The 20,515-nt window shown below is 65.3% G+C and carries 19 protein-coding genes and 1 pseudogene; 13 read left to right on the forward strand and 7 right to left on the reverse strand.

The window, feature by feature from the left end:
• The first annotated feature begins 294 nt into the window (after nucleotides 1-294).
• The 5 genes from gyrB to VMI09_08970 all read left to right on the forward strand — a co-directional run bounded on the left by gyrB (nucleotide 295) and on the right by VMI09_08970 (nucleotide 8,463).
• Entirely contained in the window at nucleotides 295-2,715 is a 2,421-nt protein-coding gene (gene gyrB, locus VMI09_08950; protein ID HTQ24812.1) for a DNA topoisomerase (ATP-hydrolyzing) subunit B, read from the forward strand.
• Between the two features lie 77 nt (nucleotides 2,716-2,792).
• Nucleotides 2,793-5,345 (forward strand): DNA gyrase subunit A, encoded by a 2,553-nt coding sequence (gene gyrA, locus VMI09_08955; GenBank protein ID HTQ24813.1) that lies wholly within the window; start codon nucleotides 2,793-2,795, stop codon nucleotides 5,343-5,345.
• A gap of 59 nt (nucleotides 5,346-5,404) precedes the next feature.
• Entirely contained in the window at nucleotides 5,405-6,292 is an 888-nt protein-coding gene (locus tag VMI09_08960) for a MaoC/PaaZ C-terminal domain-containing protein (GenBank protein ID HTQ24814.1), read from the forward strand.
• Nucleotides 6,293-6,348: 56 nt separating this feature from the next.
• The gene (locus VMI09_08965; protein HTQ24815.1) at nucleotides 6,349-7,230 is read left to right on the forward strand and encodes a MaoC family dehydratase N-terminal domain-containing protein; all 882 of its coding nucleotides are present in this window, start codon (nucleotides 6,349-6,351) and stop codon (nucleotides 7,228-7,230) included.
• Between the two features lie 123 nt (nucleotides 7,231-7,353).
• Nucleotides 7,354-8,463 carry an S-(hydroxymethyl)glutathione dehydrogenase/class III alcohol dehydrogenase gene (locus VMI09_08970; GenBank protein HTQ24816.1) on the forward strand — a complete coding sequence of 370 codons (1,110 nt, stop codon included), beginning with the start codon at nucleotides 7,354-7,356 and terminating at the stop codon, nucleotides 8,461-8,463.
• 63 nt (nucleotides 8,464-8,526) lie between these two features.
• Here VMI09_08970 and VMI09_08975 read toward each other — a convergent pair whose 3' ends face one another.
• On the reverse strand, nucleotides 8,527-9,252 hold the full coding sequence (locus tag VMI09_08975; GenBank protein HTQ24817.1) for a hypothetical protein: 726 nt from the start codon (nucleotides 9,250-9,252) through the stop codon (nucleotides 8,527-8,529).
• 133 nt (nucleotides 9,253-9,385) lie between these two features.
• Between VMI09_08975 and VMI09_08980 the strand changes: the two genes are divergently transcribed.
• The 3 genes from VMI09_08980 to VMI09_08990 are packed head-to-tail and all read left to right on the forward strand — an operon-like array spanning nucleotide 9,386 to nucleotide 11,148.
• Entirely contained in the window at nucleotides 9,386-9,538 is a 153-nt protein-coding gene (locus VMI09_08980; GenBank protein HTQ24818.1) for a hypothetical protein, read from the forward strand.
• Nucleotides 9,539-9,544: 6 nt separating this feature from the next.
• Entirely contained in the window at nucleotides 9,545-9,943 is a 399-nt protein-coding gene (locus tag VMI09_08985; protein ID HTQ24819.1) for a hypothetical protein, read from the forward strand.
• 50 nt (nucleotides 9,944-9,993) lie between these two features.
• Complete coding sequence (locus tag VMI09_08990) at nucleotides 9,994-11,148, forward strand: acyl-CoA dehydrogenase family protein (protein HTQ24820.1); 1,155 nt, start codon at nucleotides 9,994-9,996, stop codon at nucleotides 11,146-11,148.
• 15 nt (nucleotides 11,149-11,163) lie between these two features.
• On the opposite strand, the gene VMI09_08995 is transcribed toward VMI09_08990, so the two are convergent.
• Entirely contained in the window at nucleotides 11,164-11,949 is a 786-nt protein-coding gene (locus tag VMI09_08995; GenBank protein ID HTQ24821.1) for a class I SAM-dependent methyltransferase, read from the reverse strand.
• 30 nt (nucleotides 11,950-11,979) lie between these two features.
• Here VMI09_08995 and VMI09_09000 point away from each other — a divergent pair, with 30 nt between their 5' ends.
• The 5 genes from VMI09_09000 to VMI09_09020 all read left to right on the forward strand — a co-directional run bounded on the left by VMI09_09000 (nucleotide 11,980) and on the right by VMI09_09020 (nucleotide 15,689).
• Nucleotides 11,980-12,606, forward strand: a complete 627-nt coding sequence (locus VMI09_09000; protein ID HTQ24822.1) for an anti-sigma factor — start codon at nucleotides 11,980-11,982, stop codon at nucleotides 12,604-12,606.
• A gap of 28 nt (nucleotides 12,607-12,634) precedes the next feature.
• Entirely contained in the window at nucleotides 12,635-12,790 is a 156-nt protein-coding gene (locus tag VMI09_09005; protein ID HTQ24823.1) for a hypothetical protein, read from the forward strand.
• Nucleotides 12,787-14,199 carry a cobyrinate a,c-diamide synthase gene (locus tag VMI09_09010; protein ID HTQ24824.1) on the forward strand — a complete coding sequence of 471 codons (1,413 nt, stop codon included), beginning with the start codon at nucleotides 12,787-12,789 and terminating at the stop codon, nucleotides 14,197-14,199. The genes VMI09_09005 and VMI09_09010 overlap by 4 nt, the downstream gene beginning before the upstream one ends.
• Nucleotides 14,200-14,269: 70 nt before the next feature.
• Nucleotides 14,270-15,124, forward strand: coding sequence for a hydrogen peroxide-dependent heme synthase (gene hemQ, locus VMI09_09015; protein HTQ24825.1), 855 nt, complete (start codon nucleotides 14,270-14,272; stop codon nucleotides 15,122-15,124).
• A gap of 133 nt (nucleotides 15,125-15,257) precedes the next feature.
• On the forward strand, nucleotides 15,258-15,689 hold the full coding sequence (locus tag VMI09_09020; protein HTQ24826.1) for a PaaI family thioesterase: 432 nt from the start codon (nucleotides 15,258-15,260) through the stop codon (nucleotides 15,687-15,689).
• A gap of 183 nt (nucleotides 15,690-15,872) precedes the next feature.
• Here the strand turns inward: VMI09_09020 and VMI09_09025 are convergent.
• The 5 genes and pseudogenes from VMI09_09025 to accC all read right to left on the reverse strand — a co-directional run bounded on the left by VMI09_09025 (nucleotide 15,873) and on the right by accC (nucleotide 20,504).
• Nucleotides 15,873-16,070: pseudogene (locus VMI09_09025) on the reverse strand (Rdx family protein).
• 32 nt (nucleotides 16,071-16,102) lie between these two features.
• Nucleotides 16,103-16,666 (reverse strand): arginine decarboxylase, pyruvoyl-dependent, encoded by a 564-nt coding sequence (locus VMI09_09030; GenBank protein ID HTQ24827.1) that lies wholly within the window; start codon nucleotides 16,664-16,666, stop codon nucleotides 16,103-16,105.
• A 93-nt stretch (nucleotides 16,667-16,759) separates the two neighbouring features.
• Complete coding sequence (locus VMI09_09035; GenBank protein HTQ24828.1) at nucleotides 16,760-18,427, reverse strand: methylmalonyl-CoA mutase family protein; 1,668 nt, start codon at nucleotides 18,425-18,427, stop codon at nucleotides 16,760-16,762.
• Nucleotides 18,428-18,448: 21 nt separating this feature from the next.
• Nucleotides 18,449-18,949, reverse strand: a complete 501-nt coding sequence (locus VMI09_09040; protein ID HTQ24829.1) for a biotin/lipoyl-containing protein — start codon at nucleotides 18,947-18,949, stop codon at nucleotides 18,449-18,451.
• 10 nt (nucleotides 18,950-18,959) lie between these two features.
• Nucleotides 18,960-20,504 carry an acetyl-CoA carboxylase biotin carboxylase subunit gene (gene accC, locus VMI09_09045; GenBank protein HTQ24830.1) on the reverse strand — a complete coding sequence of 515 codons (1,545 nt, stop codon included), beginning with the start codon at nucleotides 20,502-20,504 and terminating at the stop codon, nucleotides 18,960-18,962.
• Nucleotides 20,505-20,515 lie beyond the last annotated feature (11 nt).

Raw genomic sequence — 20,515 nt, forward strand, 5'->3', positions numbered from 1 at the left:
TCGTAACATAGCCGTCATTCCACACCGCTCGGTTTCGCGATTTTGCGCATATTACCTAAGTTTTTAGTTTTTTGACACGATTTTCAAACCATTGTTTGTTTTGGTGCCGGCAATCCGCGGGTTCACGCGCTCTTTTTCTTTACTTCGACCCCTCAGCGGACTAAACTCTCCTTGTTACAACACTTCATCGATACTTGATGAAAATTCCGATGTTTGGGTTCGCGGATCGCTCTCTGGCGAGCGTATACGGCCTCTGGGATGGTGGTGATCGCGGGGTGGTCTGAGCCTTTTTCTATGGCAAACAAACAATCGCAAGACACTTACAGCGCGCAGTCGATCAGAGTCCTCGAAGGTCTGGAGGCCGTGCGCAAGCGCCCTGGCATGTACATCGGCGACACGGCCGAGCGCGGACTCCATCACCTGGTCAACGAGATCGTCGACAATTCGGTCGATGAGGCGCTCGCCGGCTATTGCAACGAGATCAACGTTGTCATCCTGAGCGACAATCAGATCTCGGTCGAGGACAACGGCCGCGGCATTCCCGTCGACATGCATCCGACCGAGAAGCGCTCGGCGCTCGAGGTCGTGCATACGGTGCTGCACGCGGGCGGCAAGTTCGATCGCGGGGTGTACAAGGTTTCAGGCGGGCTGCACGGCGTTGGCGCCTCGGTGGTCAACGCGCTCAGCGAGGAGTTCGAAGTCGAAGTCCGGCGCGACGGCAAGATCTACTCTCAGCGCTACGAGCGCGGCATCCCGCGGAGCAAGGTCGAAGAGCGCGCGGCGCCCAAGGGCGGCAAGCCGAGCGGCACCAAGACCATCTTTTCGCCCGACCCGAAAATTTTTCCCGAGGTCAAATTCAAATACGAGATTATCGCGCGCTACCTGCGCGACATGGCGTATCTCAACGCCGGACTCAAGATCAGTATCCGCGACGAGCGCACCGGCAAGGCCGAGGAGTTCCACTACGAGGGCGGAATCGCGGAATTCGTCGAATCGCTGACGAGCGGAAGCGAGACGCTGCACAAGGTTATCCGCGTTCACGATCAGCGCGACGGGGTCGACATAGATATCGCGCTGCAATGGACGGATGCATTTCACGAAAGCAATTTCGCTTACGCCAACAACATCCACACCATCGAAGGCGGAACGCATCTGTCCGGATTGCGCTCTGCGCTCACGCGCACGATCAACACCTACGCGCAGAAGAACAACCTGTTCAAAAACAAGGAGATGCGCCTCGAAGGCGAGGACGTTCGCGAAGGCCTGGTTTCGGTCATCAGCGTTAAGCTGCCCGAGCCGCAGTTCGAGGGTCAGACCAAGACCAAGCTCGGCAATTCCGAAGTGGAGGGCCTGGTCTCGGGAGTGGCCAACGAAAAGCTTGGCGAGCACCTCGAGAAGAATCCCTCCGACGCGAAGCGAATCGTGAACCGCGCGATCGAGGCCGCCACCGCGCGCGAGGCGGCGCGCAAGGCCAAGGACCTGGTACGGCGCAAGGGCGCGCTCGATTCGGGCTCGCTGCCCGGCAAACTCGCCGATTGCCAGGAGCGCGACCCCGCGCGCAGCGAACTGTTCATCGTCGAGGGCGACTCGGCCGGCGGCTCGGCCAAGCAGGGCCGCGACCGCCGCATCCAGGCGATTCTTCCCCTGCGCGGCAAGATTCTTAATGTCGAGCGCGTGCGGATCGAAAAGATGCTCTCCTCGCAGGAGTTGCGCACGCTGATCATGGCGCTCGGGATGGGCGTGGCGGATGAAAAGGACGTGGGCAGGCTGCGCTACCACACCGTCGTAATCATGACCGACGCCGACGTCGACGGCTCGCATATCCGCACGCTGCTGCTGACTCTGTTTTTCCGCCAGTTCGTCGAGATCATCGAGGGCGGCCATCTCTATATCGCGCAGCCGCCGCTCTTCCGCGCCAAGAAAGGCAAGCAGGAGCGTTACCTCAAGGACGAAATCGCGCTCGAGGACTATCTGACCGACCTCGGCGCCGAGGCGCTGACGCTGCAGGCGGGCAAGGGCAAGGAGATGCGCGAGCTGCATGGCGCGCCGCTCAAGACCATGGTGCGCCGGGCGCTCCAGCGCGAGCGGATGTACGACGGACTCGCGCGGCGCTCCAAGGAGCGGCCGATCGTCGAGGTGCTGGCGCGCCTGCTCGCCGACAAGCGGGCGAGCGACGAGAGCTTTCGCACGGAGAAGGCGCTCAGGGAAATGGCCGAGGCGATAGTCAAGGAACTCAAGAGCAACCTCACTTTTAAAGTCGATCCGGATAGCGACGGCGCTTTCCGCGCGGTCTTCAGCCACGTGCAAAACGGTGCGACCCCGCCGACCGTGGCCGATCTTGCGCTCCTGCGCTCGGGCGAGCTGCGCGAAATCCGCCGGCTCGACGCCGACCTCGAAGCGCTCAAGGAGCCTTACAAGCTCAAGAGCGGCGACGAGGAGCGCACGGTCGAGTCGCTCAAGGCGGCCGCCGACGCGGTGCTCGAGGCGGGACGCAAGGGGGTCGAGGTCCAGCGCTATAAGGGATTGGGCGAGATGAACCCGGAGCAGTTGTGGGAGACCACGATGAATCCCGAGACGCGCACGATGCTGCGCGTCCAAATCGGCTCGCAAGAGGAAGCCGAGGAGATGTTCCAGAAGCTGATGGGCGATCAGGTCGAGCCGCGCCGCCAGTTCATCGAGGAAAACGCGCTCAACGTTCGCAATCTCGACATCTGACGTCTGCTCCGAAGATTCCGGCGCAGCGCCGATCGCGCGCCGCATACGCAATGTCCTTCCGAGAGGCCTTCGATTAAATGGCTGAGACGCCCAACGGAAACGAACCGCTTCGCAACGAACCTGCCCGGCTGAATATCGAAGACGACATGCGGCAGTCCTACCTGGACTACGCGATGTCGGTGAATATCGGGCGCGCGCTGCCCGATCTGCGCGACGGCCTAAAACCCGTCCATCGCAGGATTCTCTACGCGATGTTCCGCGAGGGGCTGCTCAGCACCCGGCGCTACTCCAAGTGCGCCGGCGTCGTGGGCGAGGTGCTCAAGCGCTACCATCCGCACGGCGATATGGCGGTGTACGACGCGCTGGTGCGGATGGCGCAGTCGTTCAGCATGCGCTACCCGCTGATCGACGGCCAAGGCAACTTCGGCTCGATCGACGGCGACCCGCCCGCCGCCTACCGCTATACCGAATGCCGGCTGACGCGGCTGGCCGAGCGGATGCTCGCCGATATCGACAAGGAAACGGTCGATTTCGTCGACAACTTCGACGGCTCGCAGCAGGAGCCCGAGGTGCTGCCGGCCCAGCTGCCGAACCTGCTGATCAACGGCGCCGACGGAATCGCGGTCGGGATGGCGACCAACATCCCGCCGCACAACCTGACCGAGGTCTGCGACGCGCTGCTCAAATTGCTCGAAAATCCGGCGCTAACGCTCGAGCAGGTGCTCGACATCATCCCGGGCCCCGATTTTCCGACCGGCGGGCTGCTGCTCGGACGCCAGGCGATTCGCCAGGCTTACCTGGCCAAGCGCGGATCGCTCACGATCCGCGCGCTCGCGGTGATCGAAACCGACAAGCGCAGCGGGCGGGGCTCGATCATCGTGCGCGAGATTCCCTACCAGGTGAACAAGACCCGGCTCATCGAACGCATCGCCGAGCTGGTCAACGAAAAGCGCATCGACGGCATCAGCGACCTGCGCGACGAGTCCGACCGCGACGGAATGCGCATCGTGATCGAGCTCAAGCGCGACGCCGAGCCGAAAATCGTGCTCAATCAGCTCTACAAGCTGACCCAGATGCAGCAGAGCTACGGCATTATCATGCTCTCGATTCACGAGGGCCGTCCGCGCGAGCTCAGCCTGCTCGAGATGCTTCAGGCCTTTCTGCTTTATCGGCGCCAGGTGCTGACGCGCCGCGCGCAGTACGAAAAGCGCCAGGCCGAAGCGCGGCTGCATATCCTCGACGGCCTGCTGATCGCGCTCAAGAACCTCGACGCCGTCATCAAGCTGATCCGCGCGTCCAAGGACGCCGAGACCGCGCGCAACGGCCTGATGACTCAGTTCTCGCTCACCCAGATTCAGGCGCAGGCGATCCTCGACCTCACCCTGCGCCGCCTGACCTCACTCGAGCGCGACAAGATCCTTGCCGAGCACAAGGAGACCACGGACACGATCGCGCGGCTCGCCAGGCTGCTCGGCGACGAACGCGAGATGAGCGCGCTCATCGCCAGCGAGATCCAGGACATCAGAAAAGAATTCGGAGATGCGCGCCGCACCCAGATCGTCGAGGCCGAAGGCGACTTCTCGGTCGAGGACCTGATCGTCGACGAAGACGTGCTCGTGACCGTCACGCACGGCGGCTATATCAAGCGCACGCCGCTCTCGCTCTATCGCACCCAGCGCCGCGGCGGCCGCGGCAAGATCGGCGCCTCCACCAGCGAAACCGACTTCGTCGAGCACCTGGTGCCGGTCGGCACTCACGACCGGCTGATGTTCTTCACCAGCAAGGGCAAGGTTTACGAGCTCAAGGCCTACGAGGTTCCCGAAGGCGGACGCGCGGCCAAGGGGCGCTCGATCGCCAACCTGCTGAGCCTCGCCGCCGATGAACAGATGGAAGCGTTCATCCCCGCACCCAAGGAAACGGCAGGCAAATACCTCTTCTTCGCCACCCGCCGCGGGATGGTGAAAAAGACCGCGCTCGACGAATACTCCAACGTCCGCTCCAACGGCCTCATCGCGATCAATCTCGAGGAGGGAGACGAACTGGTCGGCGTCCGCATTACTGACGGCAACCAGCAGATCGTGCTCTCCACCCGCGAGGGCCAGGCGATTCGCTTCAAGGAGGAAGAGGTGCGCGCGATGGGCCGCGCAACCTTCGGCGTCACTGGGATGGAGCTCGAATCCTACAGCGTCAAGGACGGCAAGAATGTAGTCCTGGTCTCCGACGAGATCGTCTCGATCGCGACTTCGCGTGAGGACGAAACCCTGCTCACGGTTTCCGGGCTGGGCTTCGGCAAGCGCACCGCCGCCGCCGAGTACCGCCTGACCCATCGCGGCGGCAAGGGCGTCATCACGATGAACGTCACGGACAAGACCGGCAAGGTGATCAGCGTGCGCCAGGTCGGCAGCGACGACCAGGTGGTGCTGATAACCGACGGCGGCAAGGTGATCCGGCTCGACGTGAGCACCGTGCGAATCACCGGGCGCAACGCGCAAGGCGTGCGGCTGGTGAAACTCGAACCGGGCGAGCGCGTGCGCGCGGTCGCGGGATTGGCGGAACCCGAAGAGGACGAAACCGGCGGAACGGCCAACGGCGCCAATGGCGCGGCGGCGGACGACGACGCCGAGGAGTAGGCGCAAACCGGTTCGCCGGCGGTGGACATCGGGCGCGGCGCAGGCGTAAAGATCGCCTCATGCCGCTCGATTCATCGCTGGTCGGAACCGCCTCCGAAGTGGTCGCGGCCGACGTTGACGTCGCGTGGACGATGGCCTACGCCGCAGGCCTCGGCGACGCCCTGTCCTGCTATCTCGACACGACGCGCGAAGACGGCATCGTCGCCCACCCGATGTTTTCGGTCGCAATCGAGTGGCGCGCGATGATCCAGATAATCCAGGTGCTGAGCGAATCCGGATTTCCGCGCGCCGAGATGCTCCGCCGCGTGCATGCGACCGACGAAGTGATCGTCCATCGCCCGATTCGTCCGCCCGAGCGGCTCTTCACGCGCGCGACGCTCGCCGGCATCGAACGGCGCAAGGCCGGCGCCTATCAACTCACCCGGTTCGACACGGTCGACGAAAAAGGAGCGCCGGTCTGCACCACCTGGTACGGCAATCTCTACCGCGGGGTCGATGTCGCGGGGCCCGATCGGCCGCCGCCGGATGCGCCGGCGGCGCTTGCGCCGTCGGGCAACGCAGCCGCCGCGCACGCGAGCTTCGCGATACCGATCTCGCCGCTCGCCGCGCACATTTACGGGGCCTGCGGGCGGCTCGGCAACCCGGTCAACATCCATACCGACATGGCAACTGCGAAGAAGGCCGGACTGCCGGGAACGATTCTGCACGGCACCGCCTCACTTGCGATGGCGGTGTCGCGCGCGATCGCAGCCGAAGCAGATGGCGATCCGGCGCGCGTCGCGCGGATCCATGCCCGGTTCGGCGCGATGGTGCTGATGCCGTCGGCGATCGAAGTGCAGATTTTCGCGCGGGAGCCGAGCGCCGACGGCAAAACGGTCTTCTTCGAGGTGCTGAGCGCCGACGGCGGACGGGCGATTCGCGACGGCTTCGTCGCGCTGCGCGGCTGACGTGCGGGCGCGCGCCGCGATGGACATCCGGCGTCCAAGCTCTGTAGAAATATCCCATGCCACTTGAATCATCGCTGGTTGGAACCAGAGTCGGTCCCGCGACGACCGAAGTCGACGCGCGCTGGACGATGGCTTATGCGGCGGCGCTCGAAGATTACCTCCCCTGCTACCTCGACACGCGACACGCCGACGGCATCGTCACCCATCCGGTCTTCCCGGTCTGCATCGAGTGGCCGGCCGCGATCGCGCTCCACGACAAGATGCGCAGCTCGAAGCTCGCCCACAGCGAGGCGGCGCGCGGCGTTCATGCAACCTACGACGTCACGCTCCATCGCGCGATCCGCCCGCCCGAGCGGCTGACTACGACGCTTACGCTCGCGGCCGTGCAGCGGCTTAAGCCCGGGGCGTACGAGTTGATGCGCTTCGAAACGGTGGACACGCAGGGCCGGCCGGTCTGCACGACCTGGTACGGCACGATCTATCGCGGCGTCGAGGTTGACGGCCCCGACCGTCCTGCCGCCGACGCGCCGGCGCCGCTTAAGGCTCCCGGCGCGGGCGACACGGCCCGCGCGGAAATTCCGCTCGCGATTTCCCCGGGCGCCGCGCACGTTTACACCGAGTGCGCTCGCATCTGGAACCCGGTGCATACCGACAGCTCCGTCGCCGCCGCCGCGGGCCTGCCCGCGATCATTCTGCACGGCACGGCCACGATGGCGATGGCGGTGTCGAAGATCGTCGCCGCCGAAGCCGGTTACAACCCCGAGCGCGTGCGGCGTATCCATGGGCGGTTTGCCGCGATGGTGCTGATGCCGTCGATGGCGACGGTGCGTATCAACTCGCGCACGCCCGCAAGCGGTGGCGAAGCGGTCTCGTTCGATGTTCTGAATGCCGACGGGAGCCGGGCGATTCGCGACGGAATGGTCCTGCTGGGCGAGTAGGACGGCAAGCGCGCGGGGCGCGTTGGCGTTTTGAGATCGCAAGCTCCGCTTGCAGGAGTTCTTCCGAAGATCGCAAACTTCGCCGAGGCCCTCCAGCCGCGTCTCCGGGAAAATGGTGAAAGAATGAAGGTTAAGGCAGCTGTCGCACATAAAGCCGGCGCTCCGCTCGAGATCGAAACTGTCGATCTCGAGGGGCCGAAGCAGGGCGAAGTGCTGGTCGAAATCAAGGCGACCGGCGTATGCCATACCGACGCCTATACGCTATCGGGCAAAGATCCCGAGGGGTTGTTTCCTGCGATTCTCGGCCACGAGGGCGCGGGCGTGGTCGTCGAAGCCGGCGCGGGCGTGACCACGCTGCACCCCGGCGACCATGTCATTCCGCTCTACATCCCGGAGTGCCGGCAATGCCCGTCGTGCCTTTCGGGCAAGACCAATCTCTGCACCGCGATCCGCGAAACCCAGGGGCGCGGCGTGATGCCTGACGGCAAGAGCCGCTTCTCGCTCGGCGGCCGGACGCTTCATCACTACATGGGGACATCCACGTTTGCGAATTTCACGGTCGTGCCCGAGATCGCGCTCGCCAAAGTGCGCGAGGACGCTCCCTTCGATCGCATCTGTTATATCGGATGCGGCGTTACGACCGGCGTCGGCGCCGTGATCAACACCGCCAAGGTTCAGGTCGGCGACACGGTGGTGGTTTTCGGTCTCGGCGGAATCGGGCTCAACGTGGTGCAGGGCGCGCGGATCTCGGGAGCGCGCATGATCGTGGGAGTGGACCTCAATCCGGCGCGGCGCGCGATCGCCGAGAAGTTCGGCCTCACGCACTTCGTCAACCCGGCCGAGGTGCGCGGCGAACTCGTGCCGTACCTGGTCGATCTGACCGGCGGGGGCGCCGACTTCGCCTTCGAGTGCGTCGGCAACGTCAAGCTGATGCGCCAGGCGCTGGAGTGCTGCCATCGCGGATGGGGCACCTGCGTCATAATCGGTGTGGCCGGCGCGGGCGAGGAAATTTCGACCCGTCCCTTTCAGCTCGTTACCGGACGCTCCTGGAAAGGCACCGCGTTCGGCGGCGCCAGAGGGCGGCGCGACGTGCCAAAAATTGTCGACTGGTATATGGAAGGCAAAATCAACATCGACGACCTCATCACGCACACGATGACGCCCGACCGGATCAACGAGGCCTTCGACCTGATGCATCGCGGCGAGTCGATTCGCACGGTGGTAAGGTTCTGACGCTTATCGGGTCGGCGCGCCGGCATGCCTGCGATGCGGCCGCGCATCTATGCGTCGTGCGGTTCAGGTGCGGCTGAGAGTCATCCGCTCCGCGATCGCAGAGGCCAGCGAGGCGGTGGCCCATGCGGCGGCCGGCGCCGCCGCCGCTCCGACGGCGGTCCCGATAAAGACCAACCAATTCACTTCCATCCGTTGCCGCGCGATGCTCAGCGTAAGACCGACCGCGCCCGCGCACGCCGGAATTCCCCACCACGCTATTTCGGCGATCACGATCGATCCCATGACACGGCGCGTCCCCGGCCGCAGCATCGTTCCGGCCACCGCCGCGACCATCACGGCCAGCATGAAGTCGGCGGCGAAAGTGCCGAGCCATAGATGGGGCGGCGGCCACAAGAACATCGGCAGCCCCCTGGAGGCGGTGAATTGCAGCAGGGCGCCTATTCCGAGCGCCGCCAGCGCGGCGATTCCAGCGGCGGCGGCGCCGCGATGCCGAAGAACAAGCGCGACGACGATGGCGAGAAACAAAATCGCCGCGGAGATCGCGAAGGCGCCCGCGTATTCATGCCGGCGCTGCGCTATGTCCCGGTCCGAAGGCGGCGTGTCGTCGCTGGAATTGTCCTGTGCCGCCGACGCATCCACAGAGCTGAGAATGACGCCCGACCCGGTGGAGTGAAGTAACTCTGCCGGCGCGGCGGTTAGACTGTGTGCCAGCGCTGGTGCGCGCCCCAGCACCAGCATCCCCACCGCCATCGCTATTGCTCCAGCTATCGCCGCAAGGCCGCGCATCATACGCCAAATATCCACTAGCACAGAGGCCGTGGCAATCCCTTCCGGGAGGCTCTTGCCAGACCGTTAATGGACTTGCGGGCGGGCCGGGGTATAGTTTTTAGACGCGCCCTTTTGCGGCTGGTGGGAGGCGATCATGGCCTGGATTCGCACGATCTCCGAGCAGGATTTCATGGATCGGGTGACTGACGCCCTTGGCGTCGAACTCGACCCGATGCTCCTGCAACTCGCGCGGCCGGCGCCCGCGGGCGAGGTGCTGACCGAGGTCGTGGCGCCGAGGCGAAGCTGAGGCGCGATGCAACGCAAGCCGCGGCTCGCATATAACGAGATGATCGCAATCGCACTCGCCGCTTGCGCGATTTTTCTCGCCGGATGCTGGAACCGCACGCCGGCGCAACAGGAGTATTTCGACGCGCTCAAGCGCGGCAACTCGGCTCAGGCGAGCCAGCTCTGGCTGCAGATGACGCCCGACCAACGCGCGCAGTTCGAACGCGGCGAGGGCATCCGGCCGAGCGTATCGCACGGCGACGTGCAGCAGGCGATCGATGAGCACTACTCCGAGCAGGACGACGACGGCTCGACGCCCAAGCAGGTCGAACTGGCGCCGCCCGGCGGAGGTCTGCAGGATCTGCCCGCTTATCTCAAGAGTAACGGCGCTGACGGAGCAGAACCGCCCGCGCCGCTCGGACAATAGCCGCCTGCTCGTGGCCGAATCGAATCAGCAACATTGAGGACAGGCTTACGATGGAGTTCGCGTTCAACCCGGACCAGGAGATGCTTCGCCGCACGCTCGCGGACTTTGCCGCGCGCGAGCTTACCCCAGCCTACGCCAGCCGTGACAAGGATGAAGACCTGCCGCGAGCGCTCGTGCGCAAGCTCGGCGAACTGGGACTGCTCGCGCCGATGGCCGAGCAACGCCACGGCGGCCAGGAACTGGATTACGTCTCGCTGGGTATCGCGCACGAGGAGGTCGGCCGCGCGGATTTCAACGCGGCCTACGTGCTGCTGCTCTCGGGGCTGGTCGGCGCGATCGTCGCCGCGCGCGGCGACGATCGCCAGCGCGCCGAGTACCTTCCGCCGATTTGCCGCGGCGACGTGGTAACCGCGCTCGCCGTGAGCGAGCCGAGCGGCGGCTCGGATGCCGCGCATATCCGCCTGCAGGCGCGGCGCGACGGCGACAGCTACGTGCTGAACGGCGAAAAAACTTCGATCTCGCTAGGTTCATGGGCGGACACCGCCCTAGTGATGGCGCGCACTGGGACGCTCGAACAGGGCGCGCACGGCGTGAGCGCGTTTTACGTCGATCTGCGTGCCCCCGGAGTCAGCCGCGCGCGCTTTCGCGATCTTGGGACGCGCGCGATCGGCCGCGGCCAGCTTTTCTTCGACGAGGTGCGGGTGCCGGCGGCCGCGCTTATCGGCGCCGAGGGCGCGGGCTTCGTCCAGGTGATGCAGGGTTTCGACTTCAGCCGCTCGCTCATCGGCCTGATGTGCATCGGGGCCGCCCAGCAAAGCGTTGACGAAACCGTCAGGTACGTAGCCGAGCGCCAGGCCTTCGGCACCGCGCTCGCGCGCTTCGAGGGTGTGTCGTTTCCGTTGGCCGAGGCCGCGGTCAAGTTGCGCGCCGCGCGCCTGCTCTGTTACGAGGCGCTATGGATGCGCGACCTCGGCCAACCGCACGGATGGCTTGCGGCGGGATGCAAATGGTGGGCGCCGGAACTCGCGGTCCAGGTCATCCATCAATGCCTGCTCCTGCACGGCCATCTCGGCTTCAGCCTCGACCTACCGCATCAGCAGCGTTTGCGCGACGTTATCGGGCTCGAAATCGGCGACGGCACCGCGCAGATCATGAAGAGCCTCGTGGCGCGCGAAATCATCGGCAAGACGGCGCGCCCGTACTAGGCGCGTGCCGCGCTGCTAGCGCGGGAGCCGCGCGAGGAAACGCAGCCGCATGTAGTCGGCCGTCCAGCGTCCATTTTCGTCGCACAGCACCGGCCTGAGCATCGCGATAACCTCGTCGCGTGCGGGCGCACGCTCGGGCGCGGGCAGCCAGCCCAGGAACGGCGCCGCGAACGTGTCGAGCCATCCCGCCATGTCGGTCGGCAACGGCGTCGGCCGCGGAATCAATTCAATATATTCGACGGTGAAACCGCCGCGCTCGAGCCGCGCGCGATAGTCGTTGACGGTCGGAAAATACCAGGGGCTCGTGGCCATGCGGTCCACGCCGCGGCGCTGGAGCACCGCGATCAACGCAACCGTAATCGCGGCCACGCATCCGTGACCGCCCATCTCGCCCGCGAAGCGGCCGTCCGGCTTGAGCGCGCGCGCGACGCCCGCGATCACTGCGTCGGGATCGTCCCTCATCCAATGCAGCGCCGCATTGGAAAAGGCCGCATCAAACTCGCGCGCGAAGGTAAGCCGCGCGCCGTCGGCAACGCGCGCGTCGAGTCCCCGCCTTTGCGCCGCCGCGACCATCTCCGCTGAGGCATCGACGCCCACCACGACCGCACCCGCGGCGGCAATTTTCTCGGTCAGCACGCCGTCGCCGCATCCGAGGTCCAGAATGCGCTCGCCGGCAAGCGGCTTGAGCAGATCGAGCACGGGCTGCCCGAGCGCCGGAACGAAATGAGCGTGCTCGGCGTAGCGCTCCGCCTTCCAGCGCTGCGCGGACGGCGAACCTTCGGCTGATTGTGGAATTGCCATGATCTAAACATATACTGGGAGAGTGCCAAAGTGGACACGCCCGAAAACATAGTGCCCGCCGCATCGCCGGCGCGCGGGGTATCTCCGGTATGGCGCGGACTGGCCTTCCTGACCCTCGCAGCCGCGGCGGTGCTGGCGCTGCTGGCGACTAAATACGCGGCGGCGCTGCGCTACGACTCCATCACCGACTCCGCAGAGCGCGCCGCGCTCGACGACCGCATCACCAGCCTCGAGCACGACGTAGTCGCGGCGCACAGCCAGATCGCCTCGCTGCGCCAGCAATTGGAGACGAGCGGCAAGAGCGTGCAGGCGGCGCTTATGCCCGACTCGCGGATCATTCATCTTGCGCCGCTAGGCGCGGTGCCTAACGCCAGCGCCGCGATCGCCGAGACTCCGCTGAAGAGCGAGGCCGTGCTGCTGGTCAGCGGGCTTCCCGCGCCCCCTGCGGGCGAAAGTTATGAGCTTTGGTGGATCGGTGTGCACGGCGAAGCGATCAAGGCCGCGACCTTTCATCCCGATCAGAATGGGGCGGCGATCGCCGACGCGACCCTGCCGCCGGCGTCCGCACACGTAGTAGCGGACGAAATCACGCTCCAGCGGTCGCAGAGCGCCGACAAGCCGGACGGCACGATCTATTTCAGAGGCGCCACCCAATAGCGCTTTTGCGGCGCATCCTCCGAATCCCATGATCGGTGGAGTTGATCACGTCGTGATCGCGGTGCCTGACCTCGCGGAGCATCGCACCGAGCCCACCCTTCACGGCTACGGCGCGGCGCCCACACTGCTTGACGCCGCGCGCACGCGCGCGCGTGCATTCTGCTATAAGCGGCCCGCTCCATGAACTCCCAATCCATACCGCGCCTGCTGATTGCCGCGACCGGCAGCGGCGCGGGCAAGACCACTGCGACGATCGCGCTGATCGGCGCATTGCGGGCGCGCGGAATGCGCGTGGGCGCGTTCAAATGCGGCTCGGACTATCTCGACCCGACGTACCATCGACGCGCCGCTGGCGCCCCCTCGCACAATCTCGACGGCTGGATGATGGATCGCGCCTCGGTGCTCGCGACCTTTGCGCGCGCCGCCGCGGGCGCCGACGTCGCGGTGATCGAAGGGATGATGGGGCTGTTCGACGGCGCGACACCGACCAGCGATGAAGGCTCGTCGGCGGAGATCGCGAAGTGGCTGGCGGCACCCGTGCTGCTCGTGGTTGACGCTTCTGGGATGGCCCGCACGGTGGCGGCGGTAGCGCACGGCTTCGCTCGCTTCGACCCGCATCTGAAACTCGCCGGCCTCATCTGCAATCGTGTCGGCGGCCGCGGCCATCTCGATTTGCTGCGCGCGGCATCGGCCGAAGTTCCGGTGCTCGGCGGATTTTCGAGCGAAGGGCGCTTCGCCTTTCCGGAGCGTCATCTTGGACTGCTCAGCGCTGACGAGAAAACTGTTGCGCAGCAATCGTTCGACGCGTGGGCTGAATTGGCGGAGCGATGGCTCGACCTCGACGCGATCGTGGCGATCGCGAAAAGCGCGCCGCTGCTGAGTGTCCCCCAGATAGCCGAGCTATGGCCGCGAAGCGGCGCGCCGGGGCCGCGATGCCGTATCGCCGTGGCGTGGGACGACGCGTTCCATTTCTACTACGAAGACAATTTGCGCCGCCTTGAAGCGGCAGGTGCGGATCTGGTGCATTTCGCGCCAACGCGCGAGGCCCGGCTGCCGGAAGTTGACGGGCTTTACTTCGGCGGCGGCTATCCCGAGGCGCTCGCCGCCGACCTTTCGGGCAATGAAGCGATGATCGACGCGGTGCGCAGCTTCGCACGGAAGGGCGGGCCGATCTACGCCGAGTGCGGCGGCCTGATGTATCTGAGCGAGAGCATTCGGACGCTGGACGGGCGCTCGTGGCCGATGGTCGGGCTGGTAGCGGGCGAGGCGGTGATGTCCGAGCGCCTGCAAGCGCTCGGCTATGTCGAGGTCGAGACGCGCGTGGAATCGGTCCTCGGACCCGGCGGGCTGCAGATGCGAGGCCATCAGTTCCGCTACTCGACGCTCACACCGATTCCAGAGCGGATGGAATGCGTGTACGCGGTGCGTCCGCGATGGGGCGAGGCGTTCGTCGAAGGCTACCGGACGGGCAACGTGCTCGCTTCCTACGTGCACATCCACTGGGCGTCGAACCCGAAAGCAGCGGAGGGGTTCGTTAACTCCTGCGCCGCCTGGCGCGCGCAAAATCGCAGGCCGCCGCCGGGAGAAAGATAGTCCTGTACCGGCCGATCCGGTGTTTGCGCCCCGCAAGACATCCGGGCCGCGACATTCTAGAATCGCTCTCATGGCTGACGACCGTTCACATGGATCATTGACGCTCGAACACGAGGCGCCCAACACGCTCGAGGGCTGGAGCGTGCTGCATCAGGTGTTCCGCCTGCGGCGCGGCGCGCTCGGCGCGCTCGACGCCGGACGGCGCGAACGAATTCTGCGCCAGGCGGCCGCCGCGATCTCCGCGATGGAGCGGCGCGAAGATGGCGAAAGCGCAGTCTTTTCGGTCCTGGGACATAAGGGCGATCTGCTCGCGATCCATTTCCGCCGGACGTTCGACGACCTGGAGCGCGCGCAGGCGACGCTTGCGGCGCTGGAGCTCAGCGCGTTTCTCGAACAATCCGGATCCTATGTCTCGATGGTTGAGATCGGGCTCTACGAGGCCACAGTCGCCTTGAACGCGCGGCTCGCCGGCGAAGGCCTGCGTCCGCATTCGCCGGAATGGAAGCGGGCGGTCGACGAAGAGATGGCCGCACAGCGCGCGAAGATGGCCTCGCGCCTATGGCCTAAAATTCCCGAACGCCGCTATCTCTGTTTTTATCCGATGAACAAGCGGCGCGCCGGAGCCGACAACTGGTACCAGTTGCCGATCGACGAGCGCCGCCGCCTGATGCATGAGCACGGAATGATCGGCAGACGCTATGCAGGCCAAGTCACGCAGATAATCTCCGGGTCGGTCGGCTTCGACGACTGGGAATGGGGAGTCGATCTCTTCGCGGACGATCCACTGGTGTTCAAGAAACTGGTCTACGAGATGCGCTTCGATGAATCGAGCGCGCGCTATGCCGAGTTCGGCCCGTTCATCGTCTCGATCCGGCTGGACGCCGACGATCTGCAGCGTGCAACTTTCGGCCATACCTCAGCCTGAGGGGCGCCGCGTCGCCGGTTTCAACCTTTCAACGCTTTCACGCACGCCGCCTCGCCGGTGTTATATCGACACGCGCGGCGCGGCCGCATCTTGTTCGGCCGCGCCAATTTTAGCCGCACAAAAGGAGAAGCCCGTGACACCCCAGGAGTTCGCGCAGCATCTGAACCGTCTGTACGCCGGCACGATGATGCAGGACATCGAGATGCTCCATGCGGGAGAGGGGTGCGCGCGCGGACGACTCGAGTTCAAGCCTGATCTGCGGCAACTCACCGGGCTGTTCCATGCCGGAGCGATCATGGCGCTCGCCGATACGACGGCGACGGCGGCGGCGATGTGGGAGGTAAATCCGGGCGGCGAATTTCGTCCCGAGCTTTTCCCGCTCTCGATCCAGGTTTCGAGCAACCTCATCCGCAACACGGATCGCGGCGCTCTCACTGCGGAGGCCGAACTGGTTCATCGCGGCCGGAGCACGATCGTCGCCGACGTCCGCGTGCTCGACGATCAATCGCGGCTGATTGCAAAGGCAACCGTCACGCTGCTCGTGCCGAAGCAGCCTGCGCGCTGAGGTACGACGGAAGGGGCTGCTGACCCAAGGCACCTCCCGAGGCCGTCAGTTGCGGAATCTGTCGGCCATGCGCCGCAGGATCCCGGACCGTCCGCCATCGCCAGGTTCATCGGCGGCGGCGCCCGCCGATGCGCTCCCGGCCGATGCTTCGGCGCCCGGTTTCAAGCGGGCGAAAATCTCTTCGACCTCGCCATCGGTCGGAAAACGGCCGGCCTCCGCCTTGGAAAAAATCACCTGGCCATCCATCACGACGTCGAACTGGCCGGTTTTGCCGGGCCTGACTTCGGCCTCTTCGCCGAAGCGCTTATGGAGCGATGCGGCCAGACTGACCGCGCGTGGCTTGTAGCCTCAAGCCGAACAATAGAGAATCACTGTCGCCATTCGAAAGTCTCCTGCCTCAGTTCACCATCGACTCACTTGCTCTCGGGAAAATCGACGAACACTGCCGCCGCCACCACCGAGGTCCACAAGCCGTCGCGGTCGCCGATCGCCGATTGCGTGGCGTTGCGCGTGGTCACGATTTTGTCCGAGACGCGCCAGACGTCCTTGCGCTCGTCGTAGCTCGAGTTGGGATCGAATTCGACACCCAGGATCGTCGCCAGCATCATCGCCGCCAGATCTTCGGCGTAGTCGCCGGCCTTCTGGTCGGTCTCGCCGAAGCTGTGATGCTCCGAGAGATAGCCGTACTGGCCGGGATTGGCCGGAATTGCCACGCCCACCGAGGCGGCGATGAGGCGATGGGGCTCGTCGGTTGCGTTGTCGCTCATCACGGCAAAAACGATCTGGCCGGGCTTGAGATACTTGAGTCCCTCCTGCGGCGTGATCAGTTTGCAGTAGGGCGGAAAGATCGATTGGACGCGGACCAGGTTGTACTCGGCGATGTTGGCCGCGCGCAGGGCCATCTCGAACGAGTTGAGCTTCTCGCGATGCTTGCCGACCCCTTTGGTCAGGAAAACTCCCTTGGGAAAAGGCCCCATCTACGCGCTCCCTTTAAGCCGCCCCGTTCTGGCTCACTCAATAAGCGTAGCAGCAAGCTTTCGCGCGATACACAAGGGGGGAAGGATAGCGGCCTAAACGACATTCACCGGCTGGTACTCGCCGAACACGCGGCGCATCGCGTCCGAGATTTCGCCGAGCGTCGCCCAGTTGCGCACCGCATCGACTATCGCCGGCATCAGGTTGCCGCCGTCGCGCGCAGCCGCCTCGACCCGACCGAGTGCGTCGCGCGTGGCCGCAGCGTTGCGCTCGGCGCGCAGGCGCGAGAGCCGCTCGCACTGCTTGTGCTCGATCTCGGGATTCACGCGCAGGAGGTCGATCGGAGGCTGCTCGCCCGAGGTGAACTGGTTCAACCCGACTATTATGCGCTGCTTGGATTCGATTTCGCGCTGATACAGGTAGGCGGCCGACTGGATCTCGCGCTGCATATAGCCGCGCTCGATTGCGGCCACGGCGCCGCCGAGGTCGTCGATCTTGCCCAGGTACTCGACCGCCTTCTTTTCGAGCTCGCGCGTGAGGCTCTCGACGTAGTACGAGCCGCCGAGCGGATCGACGGTATCCGCCACGTCGGACTCGTTGGCGATAATCTGCTGCGTGCGGAGCGCGAGCAGCGCTGATTGCTCGGTGGGCAGCGCCAGAGCCTCGTCGCGGGAATTGGTATGGAGCGATTGCGCACCGCCCAGCACTGCGGCCAGCGCCTGCAGCGTCACCCGCACGACGTTGTTGTCGACCTGCTGCGCGGTGAGCGTTGAGCCCGCGGTCTGCGCATGAAACCGCAGCATCATCGAGCGTTCGTCGGTCGCGCCGAAGCGCTCTTTCATGATGCGCGCCCACAGCCGGCGCGCCACGCGGAACTTGGCGATCTCCTCGAAGAAGTTGTTGTGCACATTAAAGAAGAAGGAAAGGCGGCTCGCGAAGGCGTCGATTTTGAGCCCGGCCTTGAGCGCCGCTTCCACGTATGCGATTCCGTCGGCGAGCGTAAACGCCAGTTCCTGCGCCGCGGTCGACCCGGCTTCGCGGATGTGGTAGCCGGAGATCGAGATCGTGTTCCAGTTGGGAACTTCCCTGGTCGCGAACGCGAAAATGTCGGTGATAATCCGCATCGATCCGCGCGGCGGATAGATGTAGGTCCCGCGGGCGACGTACTCCTTGAGCACGTCGTTCTGGATCGTCCCGTTGAGTTTGTCCCAGCCCACGCCGCGCCGCTCCGCCGCAACCAGGTAAAGCGCGAGCAGGATCGACGCGGTCGCATTGATGGTCATCGACGTCGAGATCCTGTCGAGCGGGAGCTGATCGAGCAGCGTCTCCATGTCGGCGAGCGCGCAGATCGAAACGCCGACGCGTCCCACCTCGCCGCGGGCTAATGGATGATCGGAGTCGCGGCCCATCTGGGTCGGCAGATCGAAGGCGACCGAGAGCCCGGTCTGCCCGTGCTCGAAGAGGTAGCGGTAACGGCGGTTGGATTCCTCGGCATCGCCGAAGCCCGCGTACTGGCGCATCGTCCAGAGCCGCCCGCGATACATCGTCGGCTGGACGCCGCGGGTGAATGGGTACTCGCCCGCGAAACCGAGGTCGCGCAGGTAGTCGAAGCCGTTCAGGTCGGTCGGGTCGTACTCGCGTCCGACGTCGATGCCGGAACTGGTGGCGAAATGCTCGCGGCGCTCGCCGCCGCGCTTGAGCGCCGGCTCGACCTTGCGTTGCTCCCAGCGCTTGCGCTCGTCTCCGATACCGCCGTCGGACATGACTGTGGCCTCCGGTCCCGGCTATTCGATGATCGCCAGGACCTCGCCCTTCTCGACCGTCTGCCCCGCCGCGACCCGCACTTCGATCACCTTGCCGGCCTTGGGCGTTCTGATTTCGTTCTCCATTTTCATCGCTTCGACGGTCAGCACGCCGTGCTCGGCCTCGACCTCGTCGCCCGGGTTCACCAGCACGCTGACCACTCGCCCGGGCATCATAGCCTTGAGCTCGACGCGCCCGCTCAAAGCGCGGCCGGTTCTGGCACGCGTGGCGCGCCGCTTCTCGTCGATCAGGTTGATGCGCCATGCGCCGGCGCGCGAGCTTACGATCAGCTCTTCGCCCTCGGGCGTAACGTCGAAGTCGAACGAACGGCTCCCGATCAAGACTGAAAACGAGCCCGCGCCGACGCGCCGCAGATCGAGTTCGAAGCGTTGATCGCCCAGCCGCACCGCGCAGGAATTGGCGTCGATCTCCTCAAAGTCGAATTCGTGTTCGATGTCCTGCAGCGTGGCCAGGTAGCGCATGGTCGTTCTCTTAGCGTCTCAAAACGTCGAGGCGGCCGAGCGTCTTCCATGCCGAGCCGCCGCGAGCCAATCCGCGTGCCGCACCGGCTGCGGCCTCGGAAGCGCGGCCGTTGCCCAGCTTCTGCGCGGCAGCCGCCGCCGCCAGCGCTGCCGCGATGAATTCCGGATCGCCGGCCTGCTCGCCGGCCGGACCCTCCGCCGACAGCTCTGCCGGATGGTATTCCTGGCCGATGAAGTTGGTATCGTATTCGCCGCCGAGGAACACCGGATGGCTCATCAGCCAACGATGGAAATCCAGGTTGGTGGTAAGTTCGCCGGCGATCACGAACTCGCTCAGCGCGCGGCGCGTCCGCGCGATCGCCTCGGCGCGGTCGCGGCCCCATACCACGAGCTTCGAGATCATCGGATCGTAAAACACGGGCACTTCGGCGCCCGCGTAAACGCCCGCGTCGTTGCGCACGCCGGGACCGCTGGGCCATCGCAGCGTGTCGATCCTACCGGGCGCCGGGACGAATCCGGCCGCGGAATCTTCGGCATAGATGCGGCATTCGATCGCCCAACCGCGCTGGCTCAAATCCTCCTGTCTGAAGGGCAGCGGAGCACCGGCGGCGACCTCGATCTGCGCCTTCACCAGGTCCACGCCGGTGACCATTTCGGTGATCGCGTGCTCGACCTGGATGCGCGTGTTCATTTCGAGAAAGTAAAAATTGCGATCGGCGTCGGCCAGGAATTCGATCGTGCCGGCGCCGACATAGCCAACCGCCTGCGCCGCCTTGACCGCGACCTTGCCCATCGTACGGCGCATCGCCGGCGTGATAAACGGCGACGGCGACTCCTCGACGACCTTCTGATGGCGCCGCTGAATCGAACATTCGCGCTCGAACACATGCACGGTGTTGCCCGCGCGATCGGCGAATACCTGGAACTCGATGTGACGCGGGCGGCTCAGATATTTCTCGACGTAGAGGCGGGCGTCGCCGAACGACGACTTCGCTTCGCCGCCCACGGAGCGGATCGCGGAGACCAGCTCGGATTCCTTCTCGACGAAGCGCAGGCCCTTGCCACCGCCGCCGGCCGCTGCCTTGAGCATGACCGGATAGCCGATCCCGGCCGCGGCCGCGCGCACCTCGTCCTCTCCGGCGAGCGTTCCCGGCGAGCCCGGCACGACCGGCACGCCCGCCGCCGCCATCGCCTTGCGCGCCTCGACTTTGTCTCCCATCGCCTTGATCGCCTCGGGCGACGGACCGATGAAAACGAGCCCGGCTTGCGCCACCGCGCTCGCGAAGCCGGCATTTTCGGAGAAGAAGCCATACCCAGGATGGATAGCCTCGGCGCCGGTCTTTTTGGCGGCGTCGAGAATTCGCTCGGTTTTGAGATAGCTTTCGGAGGCTGGCGACGGACCGACGGCGACCGCGTAGTCGGCCTCGCGCACGTGCAGTGCGGCGCGGTCGGCCTCCGAATAGACGGCGACAGTTTCGATTCCCAGGTCGCGGCAGGCGCGGATCACGCGGACGGCTATCTCGCCGCGGTTCGCAATCAGGATTCGCTTGAACATCGTCCAGTAAA

It is taken from the genome of Candidatus Binataceae bacterium (assembly GCA_035500095.1).
GTDB lineage: Bacteria > Desulfobacterota > Binatia > Binatales > Binataceae > JAKAVN01.

Bases quoted from the DNA above. Each gene is read 5' to 3' on its own strand.
- VMI09_08990 (HTQ24820.1), top strand. From the start codon at position 9,994: ATGGAGTTCGCGTTCAACCCGGACCAGGAGATGCTTCGCCGCACGCTC.
- gyrA (HTQ24813.1), top strand. From the start codon at position 2,793: ATGGCTGAGACGCCCAACGGAAACGAACCGCTTCGCAACGAACCTGCC.
- VMI09_08995 (HTQ24821.1), bottom strand. From the start codon at position 11,949: ATGGCAATTCCACAATCAGCCGAAGGTTCGCCGTCCGCGCAGCGCTGG.
- VMI09_09030 (HTQ24827.1), bottom strand. From the start codon at position 16,666: ATGGGGCCTTTTCCCAAGGGAGTTTTCCTGACCAAAGGGGTCGGCAAG.
- VMI09_08965 (HTQ24815.1), top strand. From the start codon at position 6,349: ATGCCACTTGAATCATCGCTGGTTGGAACCAGAGTCGGTCCCGCGACG.
- accC (HTQ24830.1), bottom strand. From the start codon at position 20,504: ATGTTCAAGCGAATCCTGATTGCGAACCGCGGCGAGATAGCCGTCCGC.
- VMI09_08960 (HTQ24814.1), top strand. From the start codon at position 5,405: ATGCCGCTCGATTCATCGCTGGTCGGAACCGCCTCCGAAGTGGTCGCG.
- hemQ (HTQ24825.1), top strand. From the start codon at position 14,270: ATGGCTGACGACCGTTCACATGGATCATTGACGCTCGAACACGAGGCG.
- VMI09_08985 (HTQ24819.1), top strand. From the start codon at position 9,545: ATGCAACGCAAGCCGCGGCTCGCATATAACGAGATGATCGCAATCGCA.
- VMI09_09005 (HTQ24823.1), top strand. From the start codon at position 12,635: ATGATCGGTGGAGTTGATCACGTCGTGATCGCGGTGCCTGACCTCGCG.
- VMI09_08975 (HTQ24817.1), bottom strand. From the start codon at position 9,252: ATGATGCGCGGCCTTGCGGCGATAGCTGGAGCAATAGCGATGGCGGTG.
- VMI09_09010 (HTQ24824.1), top strand. From the start codon at position 12,787: ATGAACTCCCAATCCATACCGCGCCTGCTGATTGCCGCGACCGGCAGC.
- VMI09_08970 (HTQ24816.1), top strand. From the start codon at position 7,354: ATGAAGGTTAAGGCAGCTGTCGCACATAAAGCCGGCGCTCCGCTCGAG.
- VMI09_08980 (HTQ24818.1), top strand. From the start codon at position 9,386: ATGGCCTGGATTCGCACGATCTCCGAGCAGGATTTCATGGATCGGGTG.
- VMI09_09035 (HTQ24828.1), bottom strand. From the start codon at position 18,427: ATGTCCGACGGCGGTATCGGAGACGAGCGCAAGCGCTGGGAGCAACGC.
- gyrB (HTQ24812.1), top strand. From the start codon at position 295: ATGGCAAACAAACAATCGCAAGACACTTACAGCGCGCAGTCGATCAGA.
- VMI09_09040 (HTQ24829.1), bottom strand. From the start codon at position 18,949: ATGCGCTACCTGGCCACGCTGCAGGACATCGAACACGAATTCGACTTT.